The sequence below is a fragment of the Aurantimonas sp. 22II-16-19i genome (assembly GCF_002088275.1).
GTDB lineage: Bacteria > Pseudomonadota > Alphaproteobacteria > Rhizobiales > Rhizobiaceae > Jiella.
In genome coordinates, this window is the sequence record NZ_AQQS01000031.1 from 57,817 (window position 1) to 70,619 (window position 12,803).

Genomic DNA, 12,803 nt, shown 5'->3' on the forward strand with positions numbered 1-12,803 from the left:
CGGTTGCTAACTGGCGGACGGATGGGGCACATGCGTTCTGAAAATTGCATGACAGAGGGCGATGCTGATCGATGACGGAGCTGAATTTCAAGGGGAAGGAATTCGTCTATAATCACCATCTGACCGTACCGTTTCGCCCGCTCGTCCCGCATGCCGAAAAAGGCATTGGTCCGATCGCGCTGGGCGGCAACCTGATCATACAGGGCGACAACCTTCACGCATTGAAGGCACTCCTACCGATGTATGCCGGCAAAGTGGACTGCATATTCATCGATCCGCCTTACAACACTGGCAACGCCGGCTGGAGCTATAACGACAACGTCAATGCGCCTATGATCAAGGAATGGATGAATGCCATTCCGATCGGAATAGAAGACGGTCTTCGCCACGACAAATGGTGCGCGATGATGTGGCCACGGCTGCGGCTGTTGTATGAACTGCTATCGGAAAATGGCAGCCTGTGGATGACGCTCGATGATAATGAGGTTCATAGAGGGCGATGCTTGCTAGACGAAATATTTGGTGAAGAATGTTCTGTCGGGCAGATTGCATGGCAAAAACGGACATCGCGCGAAAATCGAGCAACGCTTTCACCTAGTATCGATCACGTCTTAGTTTACTCTAAGCCTCTCCCGGAGACTTGGAAGCTTCGGAGAAATCTTCTTTCCCCCACGACAGACGGCTATTCAAATCCAGACAAAGATCCAAACGGTGAATGGGCATCAATCCCATTTTCAGCCCAAGGTTTTCGGAAAGATCAGGTCTATCCAATCACGACGCCAACGGGAGTTGTTCATAGGCCGCCGAAAGGACGTTGTTGGGGCGCGACCGAGCCGGAATTCGAAAAATACAAACTTAAAAATCTCGTCTATTGGCCCAAGAACGGGAACGGGAAACCCCGAATAAAGCAGTATCCCGAAACAGCTAAAGGGCTAGTTCCGTCCACTCTTTGGTTTAGCAGCGAAGTCGGGACGACGGAACTCTCGAAAAAAGAACTGATGGAGATCTTTTCCGACAAGGAGGCGTTGGATTTTCATGCACCAAAGCCACCGAAACTCATTCAGCGAGTAATCGAAATTGCGACTACGTCCGATAGCTTGGTGTTGGATTCATTTGCTGGAACAGGTTCAACGGCCCATGCAGTGCTGGCTCAAAACCAAATTGATGGCGGCAGGCGGAACTTCATAATCGCGGAAATGGAGCATTACGCCGATGAACTGACGGCGGAACGCGTTCGGCGTGTCATTGGCGGTTACACGTTCAACGGCACGCAAAAGACCGAACTCCTACGTGAGAAAGTCGGCTGGCGGACGCTCGAAAAGCCCAATCGGCTACGCGAGAAAGTAGAGGCGATCGAATCGCTTCACGGTCATGAATACGATCGCATCAAGAAGGACGTGAAGGATGATGAGCTGATCGTTACGGGCGAAAAGAGCGTCAAAGTTAAGACGGAGGGATTGGGCGGCAGCTTCACCTATTGCACGCTCGGCGATCCTGTTGAGATGGACGCGGTCCTGTCCGGTAAGAACTTGCCCGCCTACGAGGCCTTGGCATCTGTTCTGTTCAACACAGCTACTGGTCAGGCCTTCGATCCAGCCCAGTTTGACGAGGCGAAGAGCTATCTTGGCGAAGTGGCCGGCCGGCATGTCTGGCTGCTCTACAGGCCGGATATGGAATGGCTGAAGTCTCCTGACGCGGCCCTGACCTTGGCTCGAGCCAAAGCCATCGCCGATAGCGACAAGCAAGCCAGTCATCTCGTCTTTGCGCCGGCCCGCTATGTCAGTCAAAAGATGCTTTCCGACGAGAAGCTACGCGTCGAATTCGCGCCGCTTCCCTTTGCGCTCTATCGCGTTGAACGGACGTGACGATGTTGCGCCAACTGGACTATCAGGATCGCGTCCTCAAGGTTCTGGATGCCTATCTTGATGCACTGAAGGACAAGAAAACGCGCTTCGACAAGGTCGCCGCGCTGGCGGCCGAACAGCCCGACCTGGGATTGAAACTTCCCGACTTCACTGAAGACGCATGGGACGCTATTGCGGCGACGGGTGCATTGCCGGCTTCACGCGCGCCGTACCCGTTTTCGCCTCGCGCGGACGGATGCGGCCGGCCGGTACCGAACACGGTTCTGAAGGTGCCGACCGGGGGCGGCAAAACGTGGCTGGCGGTCCAGTCCCTCTCCCACATCATGGGGCGGTATCTCGGCACCAACACCGGCTTTGTGCTGTGGATCGTGCCGAACGAGGCGATCTATTCGCAGACACTGAAGCAATTGAAAGATCGCCAGCATTTCTATCGCCGCGCGCTCGATCAGGCGGCGGCCGGCCGCGTTCTCGTCCTCGAAAAAGGTGATCGGCTGAACGCGCGGGACGTCCAAGGTAGCTTTTGCGTCATGCTCTTGATGCTGCAGTCGGCCAATCGGCAGACGAAGGACACGCTGAAGATGTTCCGCGATCGCGGCGATGTCCACGGCTTCTTTCCGGACGAAGGCGATCAGGCGGCGCATAAGGCAGAAATCGAGGCGACGCCGAATCTAGATGCCTATGACGACATCTTTCCGATGGTGAAGGATTCACTCGGCAACGCACTGAGGAAGATAAGGCCGATTGTCGTTCTCGACGAAGGCCACAAGGCGATTTCCGACCTCGCCTTCGAAACCCTTTATGGTTTTAATCCAGCTTACGTCCTCGAATTGACGGCCACCCCGCTCGACATTCAGCCGCGCGGCGGCGCCAACCCGCGCGAAGGGCGGTATGCCAATCTTCTCGTCGAAGTCACCGGTATCGAACTCGACCGCGAAGGTATGATCAAGATGCCGCTCAATCTCGACACGCGGCAGGGCACGGATTGGCGTGCAACGCTTTCGTCGGCGGTGGATCGCCTCGACGACCTGAAGGGGAAAGCGGACCGGCTTCGCGCCGACACGAACCGCTATATCCGCCCGATTATGCTGATTCAGGTGGAACGAACCGGCAAGGAACAGCGCGACAGCGGCCATATCCACGCCGAAGACGTGAAGGAATGGCTTCTCGCGCATGGCTTCGACGAGGCTGAAATCGCGATCAAGACCGCCGAAACCAATGATTTGAAGCAGCCAGAAAATCTCGACCTGCTTTCGCCGACGAACCGGATTCGCGCTATCATCACCAAGCAGGCGCTTCAGGAAGGGTGGGACTGTCCCTTTGCCTACGTGCTTTGCGCGCTAGCGGCAAATTCGAACCTCAACGCGATGACGCAGCTTGTCGGGCGCATCCTTCGCCAACCGGGCGCGCGAAAGACGGGCTTCGATGACCTCGATGAGTGCCACGTTATCACCCACCACGCGGGCACTCGCGATGTGGTGAATGCAATCAAGGCGGGGCTCGAAAAGGACGGGCTCGGCGATCTGGTCTTGCGCGTCGCTTCACCCGATCCGAAGGCAACGGACAAGCAATCACGGCGCATTGATCGCCGGCCGGCTTTCGCGACGACGCAAATCTATCTGCCCCTCGTTCTAAAGGTTGACGGGGCTACGACGCGCGAACTCGATTACGAGACCGACATTCTTTCGTCGCTCGATTGGAGGGGCTTCGATCCGACCGCTATCGCTGATGCGATCCCGAAGAATGCGCAAGCGGCGGAATCGCAGCTTCAGCGGATCACCGTAACGGATGAAACGGAAAAATTGAAAAGCGCTCGCATCGATCAGCAAATTCGGGAATTGAGGGTGTTCGATCCCGCTTACACCGTGCGGCGCATATCCGACATCGTGCCCAATCCCTTCGTCGGTCGCGAGATCGTCGGCAAGCTGCTCGGTCGCTTGGAAGAACGCGGGTTCGGCGCGGAGTTGATCGGCAAGCTTTCAATCCTGATCGGCGAAGAGCTGCGGCGCGGGCTGGACGCGGCGCGGTCGGAAAAAGCCGAAGCCGTCTTTAAGGGCGCGGTGAAGGCTGGCGGCATTCAATTCCGCCTTCGCGTCGATGGCCGAAACTGGCGGGTGCCGGACGTCATGGAAACGACGATGGACGTCAGTTCTCGTCAGCTACAGCGAAGCGATGGAAGCCCGCTTCAGCTTAGCCTTTTCAGCCCGGTCTATGAGGACGAACTGAACAAGGATGAGCAAGCCGTCGCGGTCTATCTCGACGAGGCAAAGACACTGAAATGGTGGCATCGGAACGTCGCCGCTCGGCAATACGGAATTCCCGGCTGGCGTCGCGGACGGATCTATCCCGACTTCATCTTCGCCTCGCAACAATCCGGAAAAGGATCGCGGCTTGTCGTCCTCGAAACGAAGGGCGATCAGCTCGACAACCTCGATACCGCTTACAAGCGGGAACTGTTGGACGTGCTGTCCGATAACTTTGCCTGGGATACGACCACGCCGGCCGGCACGTTGGCCATGACGACAACGAACGGCGAGACGGTCGAATGCGCTCTCGTTTTAATGAGCGAATGGAAATCGAAGCTGCCAACATATTTGTGATTGGAGCGTCGAAAGCGCTCCAAGCGTTCTCATTTGTTGGTAGATTTGTTGGTATTTATCGAAATGGCTTCCGAATAAATGCAATGAATTCAATCAGCTATAGCTTCGATGTGGTGCCTTTCCTGGGCACCATTTCCGGTTTCGAGCGGTCCCCGGACCCTCCAAACGACAGCCGAGACCCCCGGACGACCTGACAATCGTGATCCGATCACGTCCGGGGCGGTCTTGATCAAACCCATCAATTTCTTATGCAGAATGTCCGGATAGTTCCGGATGGGGCCGTATCGGCAAATTCTATGTCGTATTCCACTTTTTTGCTGCAATTCTCCTGCGTTTTGTAAGCCGAGAAGCGACACGGCACAGCGTCGGCGACGCCGACGCGCCGTTTCGAGACGGTTTTATTGCAAGAGACTTCCGCGTGACACAGTCAGTCCTTCAGGACGACATGAGGCGGCCGGGATCTTAACCCTTTTCCTATCTATTTGAAATAATTCGGGATGCGACTCGCAATTTCGCGCCGTTCCTGTACTTCGATACGGGATCGTCGTGGGTTTCGGAGTTCGAGCAATGGCAACCGCCCAAACCAGTCACGCCTGGGTCAAGCCGGACCCGATGAGCAATCCGCGCAGCATCGAGCGCCAGTTCCGGACGCGGCGCTTTCGGCACGTGCGGCGGCTGATGGAAGCAGCGTTGCAGGAGCGCGACAGGATCGAGGTGCTCGATCTCGGCGGCACCGAATCCTACTGGGCGATCGCCGAGGACCTGTTCGCCGAACACCGGGACCGGATCACCGTCATCCTGGTGAACAACGAGCCGATCGACCCGCCGAAGAACCCGGCCTTTCGTGCCGTGTCGGGCGATGCCTGTTCGAAGCAGCTGTTCGCCGGCCAGCGGTTCGATCTCGTTCACTCCAACTCGGTCATCGAGCATGTCGGCGACGAGAGCCAGATGCAGGCCTTCGCGGACAATGTCCGGCGGCTGTCGGACCGCTATTTCGTGCAGACGCCGAACTACTGGTTTCCGCTGGAGCCGCATTTTCGCGTGCCCGGCTTCCAGTGGCTGCCGCTGTCGGCGCGCGCCGCGCTGACGCAGCGCTTCAATCTCGGCTTCTTTCCCCGCGCGGCGAGCCGCGAGGAAGCATTTCGCAACGTCGCGGACATCCGGCTCCTCGACGCCAAGATGATGCGGCGGCTGTTTCCGCAGGCCGAGCATCTGGAAGAGCGGGTGGCCGGCCTGACGAAATCGCTGATGGCGGTGCAGGACCGCAGCTGACGCCGGCTGCGACGCGGCCTCTTTGATTGCCGCCTTCGCCGAGCCACTCCGCCGGCCGCGTCAGGCCGCCGGATGCCGGCTCGAAGGCCCGGCGCTCACTCCTGTGCGGCGTCTTGCGACGCGGCGTCCTCCGGCGCCTTGCGCCAGACCTCGACCGGCCCCTTCAGCTTGATGGTCAGCGGCTTGCCCTTGCGGTCGAGGGCCTTGCCGGCCTGGACGCGAACCCAGCCCTCGCTGACGCAGTACTCTTCCACATTGGTCTTCTCCTCGCCCTTGAAGCGCACGCCGACACCGGCGGCGAGGGCGGCCTCGTCGTAGAAGGGGCTGTCCGGATCAATGCTGAGCCGGTCGGGGAGGTCGTCGTTGGTCATGCCTTGGATGCTCCGTTTCGATCCGGCGGGACACTAACCACATGACGACGCAGGTGGGGAGGGGCTTTCTCCGCGATTCCCGCGCCAGCCCGCAGCCGCTTCCCGCAAAAGCGCCTCTGCAGCTTCCAGTGGGAAGGATGGGCCCGCTCGTCGTCCGATGGCCCGTCGGCACGTCGCAGCTTTGGCAGCGCTCGGGTCCGTAGCGGCGAAGGCATCGGCTGGGCCAGGGCTTGGCGATGGATGCCGAATGGCGTGAAAAGGCTGGACAACAGGGCTGGCGCGGCGGCGAGCGCGGCCATCTTCATGTCCGGTTCATGGGGTAAGCTTCATGATCGGAAAAGATGTTTCCATCCCGCGGTGTGACGGAGCGTCGGCGATCTGCCACGCCGAGCCGAGGCCTGCGGCTGGACGAGTTGACGACGGCAAAGGACGATCGAGCGGATGACGAGACTGGTGCGAGCATGCCTTCCGGGCATCATTCTTCTGGGCCTTGCGGCCGGCCCGGCGGCCGCTGCGGGCGCCTCGGATGGCGAAGCGCCGGTCCTGCTGGCGCAGGGCTTTGGCGCCGGCGTGCCCGACGGCGCGGTCGAGGTCTATGTGGATCAGTACGGCCAGCGCGTCTTTCTCGATGGTCGCGGCCGGGTGGTCGGCGTCGAGCGCCCCCGCGGCGACAGGTTCGAGCGCCGGCGCGACCGGTTCCGGGAGCGACGCGGGGCGATCATCGACGGGCCGCCGCCGCCGGGGGTGACCCTGGAAGGCCGCGTCGACATGCCGCCGCAGGGCGGGTTCGGTCCGGATGGCGACTATCGCCGGCCGCAGACCATCGACCCCTATGACGATGGCGGGCAGGATTACTACGACGGCAATGACGACCGCCGCTATTACGACGAGGGTCCGGTCGAGGCCGCGCCCTTGCCTGCGCCGGGCGGCGATTCGACGCGCGAGGCCGGCCTGCCGCAGCTGGATCCCGACCAGCCGCTTCCCGGCGCCGCCGGGCCGGCACCGGGCAGCTTCGGCGCCGACCCGCTGTCGACCGACGAGGGGCAGACGATCCGCGAGACCGATCCGGCCCCGGCCGTCCAGGCGCCGGGCGGGCAGAACGACAGGACCCAGGTGGCCGCGCTGCAGATCCTGCTCGACCGCGCCGGCATGTCGCCGGGCGTCATCGACGGCCGGATGGGCGGCAACGTCAACAAGGCCGTCGCCGCCTATCGCGAGAAGTTCGGCAAGACCCTGCAGACCGGCGATCCCCAGGTGCTCGCCGAGGAGCTCGACGCCACCGGCGGCCCCCCGATCACCGAATACGAGATCACCAACGAGGACGTCGCCGGCCCCTATGTCGCGTCGATCCCGAGCGACTATGGCGAGAAGGCCAAGCTGCCGGCGATGAGCTTCGAGCGGGTCTCCGAACGCCTCGCCGAGCGCTTTCATATGGACGAGGAATATCTGAAGGCGATCAATCCCGGCGCCGACTTCGACCGCGCCGGCACCCGCATCAAGGTGGCGAATACCGGCCAGAACGTCGGCGGCGAGGTGACGCGGATCGTCGCCGACAAGGGCCGCGAACAGGTCCGGGCCTATGGCGCCGACGGCACCCTGCTCGCCGCCTATCCCGCGACCATCGGCTCGACCGACACGCCGTCGCCGTCCGGCACGGTCCAGGTGAACCGGATCGCCTTCGACCCGAACTACACCTACAATCCGAAGGTGAATTTCAAGCAGGGCAGCAACGACAAGGTCCTGACGATCCCGCCCGGCCCGAACGGCCCGGTCGGAACGATCTGGATCGCCCTGTCGAAGCCGACCTACGGCATTCATGGCACGCCCGAGCCGTCCAAGATCGGCAAGACCAACAGCCATGGCTGCGTGCGCCTGACCAACTGGGACGCCACCGAGCTCGCCAAGATGGTCAAGCCCGGTGTCACGGTGGAATTCGCCGAGTAGCGGCGAAGAGGTGCCTGGCATACCGCCGAAGCCGCGGGCCTGAGGGCGCCGGCGGGGCAGCCTGGCAATCAATCTCGGGGGCTTCAGTTTCCTCGCCTGCGCCGTCCTCATGGAGCGGCGCTGGAAGCCTGACGGCGCCCGTCACCGAGCCGGGCGACCGGCCGCTCTCCGGCAACGTGGATCTTCCCGGCCACACGCATCACGGCGAGCGCAACGGGATCGTTTCTCGGGAAACCATCCTGCTTCCATCACGTTCATCTGCGAACGGCCAGCCGCCCGCAGCTCACCTGCCGGCGCCGGCCGAAGGGCAGGGTGTCATGCGCGTATCTGGTTCGAATGCCTGCAGGAGCAGGCTGTCCCGCCATCGCCGGGATGACAGTCCGCAGCATTCTCCCCGAGCCCTGTCATCATCTCGATCCTGCCATCGCGCGCATCTGGCAGCGGCAGCCAGCGCCATGCTTTCCGCAAACCTGGTGCTGGCGACGCTCGCCGTTCCGTCGGCGGGAGCGATGGCGGCCGAGCTTCCCAGCGGAGGCGAAGCCCCGCCGCCGCTGCCCCGCCCGGAGGCTGGCGATGAACCTCGTGCGCAGGCAGCCAGGGCGGGCGAGGGCGGAGAAACCGAGCAGCGCGGGCCCGGCGCGTCGGCGAGCCGCGAGGGCGAGCCAGAGGCCGGCCCGAATGGCGGATCGAGCGAATCGAACCGTCCGCGAAAAGGCGATTTCGAACCACTGGATGGCGCCGCGCCTAGGGCGCCGGAGCCGCTGCCCGAGACGGGGCCGGTTCCCGTGCTGCGGCCCGATGCGGCCACCTCACCCGGAACGCCCGAGCCGGCGACGGCATCGCCGGCCGATTCGAAAAGCAGGGACGCGGCCCCTTCCGTCGATCCCGAGACGCTGCGGTCCGACGACGTCACCGTCACGCCAGCCCTTGCGGTCGAAGCCGCGGCCGCAGTGGTGGATGCCAAGCGGTGCGAATCGGAGCTCCGGCGGCGCGGCACGGTGTTCACCGTCGGCGAGAGCATCTCCGAAGGTCGATGCGGCGTTTTGAGGCCGGTCGCCGTGACGCGGCTGTCCAGCGGGATCGCGGTCGAAGCGCAGACCGAACTCCTGTGCCAGACCGTCCTCGCCCTCGACGACTGGGCGAGGGATTCGCTGGTTCCCGCCGCAAAGGATGTCTTCGCAGACCAGCGAAAGCTCGCCGCCATCCGGGACGTGTCCACCTTCGTCTGCCGCCCGCGCGCCTCCGAGGACAAGATCTCCGAACATGCGCGCGGCAGCGCCATCGACATCGGCGCCTTCGGCCTGTCGGATGGGGCCAGTGTCGGCGTCCGGAGGATCCACCTCGAGCCGAAGACCGCGAGCGACGCGAAAGACGAAGGCGGGCCGAGGAAGCCCGGCACGAATGTCGAAGAGAACCCGGCAGAATCACCGTCCGGCGAAGCCCCCGGTAAAGCGCTGGCGAGGGCCGATGGGGCTTCGAAAGCTGGCGGTGGCGAGAACGCCCGGGAGAAACGCTTCCTCGATCGGGTGCGCGCCAGCGCCTGCGGGCCGTTCAAGACCGTGCTCGGCCCCGGCACGGATGACGATCACGCCGTCCACTTCCATCTCGACATGGCGGCGAGACGCGACGGCTTCCCATACTGCAGGTGAGCGAGGGCAGCCTCGCGCCCTTGGCGCGGCGCCCTACTGCGCCGCCAGAAGCGGCGTGTCGACATTCTCTTCCAGCAGCGCGTCGATGCGCTCGCGCTCGCGCTTGAAGGTGATCAGGTCGTCGCCCTTCAGCACCTTGCCCGGCGGGATCTTGATGCGCATCGGATCCACCGGCTTGTCGTTCACATGCACCTCGAAATGCAGGTGATTGCCGGTCGACAGACCGGTGGAGCCGACAGAGCCGATCACCTGGCCCTGGCGCACCCGCGCCCCCGGCCGGATGCCCTTGGCGATGCCGCTCTGATGGGCATAGACGGTTTCATAGCCGTTGGCGTGCTTGATCTGGGTTTCGCGGCCGTAGCCCGACGACCAGCCGGCCTTGACGACGACGCCGTCGCCGGCGGCGAGGATCGCGGTGCCGCGGGGCGCCGCCCAGTCGACGCCCCAGTGGGGCCGGACATAGCCGAGCACGGGGTGCTTGCGCCCGGTCGAGAAGCCCGAGCTGAAGCGGGCGTTCGCGACCGGCTTGCGGAGGAGGAACTGGCCGGCGCTCTGGCCGTCCTCGTCGAAATAGTCGGCGACCCCGCTGTCCGAGGGCCGGAACCGGTAGTAGCGCTCGACCACGTCGCCGACATGGATCTCGACATAGAGGAGCTCGCCCGGCTCCTCCGCCTCGCCGTCCCTGGTCATCGAATAGAACACCACCAGCCGGTCGCTCGGCGACAGCCGCGCCTGCAGGTCGACGTCCGTCGCCAGCATCTGGACGAGCTGGCGGCACATGCGCAGGTCCAGCCCGTAGGACAGGGCGGCCTGGAAGATGCCGTCGTAGACCGTCGGCATGTCGTTGCGGATCGGTGCTTCGTTCTCGTTCTCGTCGATCGCCTCGGCGACCGAATCCGACATTTCCGGCGAGATCGAAGGCTCGAACGGGCCGTCCCGCGTCGCCGCCACCGTGGCGAGGTGCTCGCCGCCGCGATAGGCGGAAAGGCGCACGACGCTGGTCTTGGCGCTCTCGTCCGGATCGCCGTGTCGCGGCTGCGTCTCGACGCCGATCCGCAGCGCGTCGCCGGGGAGAAGATCGTCGCCGTCGATGAGCTTGGCGAGGGCCTCGACGGCGGCCTTGGCCTGATCGTCGTCATGGCCGGCGCGGGCCAGCATGTCGGCGATCGTCGCCTTCTGGCGGAAGGGCAGGATCTCCTCGTGGAAGCGCGGCACGTCGTCTTCGCGGCTGTCGGCGATGGCGAAGGAGACGTTCTGGGCGACGACGCGGAAGGCGGAACCCGGCTCGTATTCGAGGCTCGGATCGGGGTTGAGGCCGAATCGGAAGGGATCGACGGTGCCGAGCGAGGCGACCTGCACCGGCTGGCTGCCGAGGCGCGAGGCGACCGAACGCACCAGCCCTTCCGCGGCATTGGCATCGAGGTCGACGCCGCGCTCATAGCCAGACGGGTCGAAATCGAAGTCCGAAACCTTCAGCCGCACCTCCGATTCGACCCGGGCGCCGTAGATCGTGGTCGAGTCCTCCTCGTCCGAGGCCTCCTCCGTGTCCCCGTCGTCGCGCGCAAAGAGCGTCAGCGGATCGAAGGAGGGATAGTCGGTGGTGGCCTGGTAGCGGGCGGCCAGCAGCATGTTGACATAGCCGAAGGGAAGCGTGCGCAGGACCTCGCGGTCGCCCAGGCGGCTCAGCGTCGACAATTCCATGATCTGCCGCGACCGAGCCACGGGCAGGGCGGTCGCCACGACGCGCTCGCCCTTCGCCATGCCTTCCTCGGCCAGGCCCGCCGCCGCCAACGCCAAGGCGGGGCGCGCCGCGCCCTGATGCCCGTCGAGCGCCGCGGACAGGGCGATTCCCATGAGGGCCGTCGAGGTCAGCCCGGTGAGCAGCGTGCCGGTCAGCCAGCGCGCCGAGACCTGCCGCTTGTCGGGCCGGCGGCGGCGATCGGCGACCAGCGCCGGTGTGTCGCCGAGGGCCGATCGCAAGCGGGGTCTGTCGTGCGGCGTTCGGTTCATTCCTCTCCCCAGAAGGCTTGCCCCCGCATGCATTCGCGCCCGGACACCGGAAGGGGGATCGTGGCCTTGCTCCAACAAGGTGGCGAAATCCCGGCCGCTTCCGCTGCCGCGCGGGGCCTTCCACGACGCGGCGACAGTCTCATCGAATAGACCAGTGGCGGGAGGGGCTCAAGCGCCGATCCCGTTCCGGCGCGATCCTGTCCCTCCACACGCGTCGCTGCCCTGTCCCAGCACAACGCCTACGCCTACGCATACGCGTGCGCGCTACGCGCGCCTGCCGCCGGCACGAGACGGATACGCGCCTGGCCCGTGTGTACGCGCCTCGCCCGTGAGCGCGTCCAGGAGATCGAGACCCGCTCGCAAGTCGCAGCGCTCATCGCCCTGCGACCCGGCCGCCCGCACGAGCCCGCCGCGAGGCACCGGCGAAACGCCCTCGACCCTGCATGCCGCCCCATGGCGACGCACACCGGAGAGATGCGCCAGCCAGAGATCGTGACGAAGCCGGGCCACGCGAGACCGGGACCGAGGGACCGGGACCGAACGCGGGATCGGGCGCGCGGCACGATCACTCGAGCATGGCGGCAGGGCAGGGCGAGTGGCCGCGCGAGCGGGTCCCCATCATCAGGGGGGGGCATCGACCTGATCCCGACCGCAGCCATCGCCCGGACGGAGCGTGCCGACCGAAGAGCTCCGGCGACGGCGCCTCGTGGCCGCCCGCCGTTGCCGTCGCCGATCACCCCAATAGCCTGGCGCGGAAGGCGCGCTTCCTGCCCTCCTGCGGCGCCACCGCGGCGCTCCGCAGGGCCGGCGCGACTTTTTTGAAGTTTTTGCGAAAGGGTCGTTGACAGGGGCCGAGAGCACGGCCTATAAGGCGTTCATCGACGACGGCGGTGGCGCCGGGCCGCTCCAGACGGAGCGGACAGCCTCCGGTTCGGGAGAGAAATCTCCAACCGGATGGTTTTCGCGCCTCCAACGTCGCTATCTTTTGAGTTTTGTCGACTGGTTCGGCCTTCACCTTGAGGGCTCGAATTCCTTCGCACTTCTCGCCGGTCCTTCATTGTGACCGTGATCTTTGACATTGTTGGTAGTTGAGAC

At 64.0% G+C, this 12,803-nt stretch carries 7 protein-coding genes; 5 read left to right on the top strand and 2 right to left on the bottom strand.

Annotated features, from left to right (window positions below):
- Positions 1–71 precede the first annotated feature (71 nt).
- The 3 genes from ATO4_RS20585 to ATO4_RS20595 all read left to right on the top strand — a co-directional run bounded on the left by ATO4_RS20585 (position 72) and on the right by ATO4_RS20595 (position 5,734).
- A complete protein-coding gene (locus ATO4_RS20585) occupies positions 72–1,865 on the top strand; it encodes a site-specific DNA-methyltransferase (RefSeq protein ID WP_083593647.1) in 1,794 nt (597 codons plus the stop codon).
- A 2-nt stretch (positions 1,866–1,867) separates the two neighbouring features.
- The gene (locus tag ATO4_RS20590; RefSeq protein WP_176223083.1) at positions 1,868–4,462 is read left to right on the top strand and encodes a DEAD/DEAH box helicase family protein; all 2,595 of its coding nucleotides are present in this window, start codon (positions 1,868–1,870) and stop codon (positions 4,460–4,462) included.
- Positions 4,463–5,029: 567 nt separating this feature from the next.
- Complete coding sequence (locus ATO4_RS20595; RefSeq protein WP_083593648.1) at positions 5,030–5,734, top strand: class I SAM-dependent methyltransferase; 705 nt, start codon at positions 5,030–5,032, stop codon at positions 5,732–5,734.
- 95 nt (positions 5,735–5,829) lie between these two features.
- Here the strand turns inward: ATO4_RS20595 and ATO4_RS20600 are convergent, their stop codons facing one another.
- Positions 5,830–6,105, bottom strand: coding sequence for a DUF3297 family protein (locus ATO4_RS20600; protein ID WP_083593649.1), 276 nt, complete (start codon positions 6,103–6,105; stop codon positions 5,830–5,832).
- 453 nt (positions 6,106–6,558) lie between these two features.
- On the opposite strand from ATO4_RS20600, the gene ATO4_RS20605 reads away from it, so the two are divergent.
- A complete protein-coding gene (locus ATO4_RS20605; RefSeq protein WP_245308858.1) occupies positions 6,559–8,049 on the top strand; it encodes a L,D-transpeptidase in 1,491 nt (496 codons plus the stop codon).
- A 455-nt stretch (positions 8,050–8,504) separates the two neighbouring features.
- Positions 8,505–9,698 (top strand): extensin family protein, encoded by a 1,194-nt coding sequence (locus ATO4_RS28495; RefSeq protein ID WP_245308859.1) that lies wholly within the window; start codon positions 8,505–8,507, stop codon positions 9,696–9,698.
- 33 nt (positions 9,699–9,731) lie between these two features.
- Here the strand turns inward: ATO4_RS28495 and ATO4_RS20615 are convergent, their stop codons facing one another.
- Complete coding sequence (locus tag ATO4_RS20615; RefSeq protein WP_245308860.1) at positions 9,732–11,678, bottom strand: M23 family metallopeptidase; 1,947 nt, start codon at positions 11,676–11,678, stop codon at positions 9,732–9,734.
- Between the last annotated feature and the right edge of the window lie 1,125 nt (positions 11,679–12,803).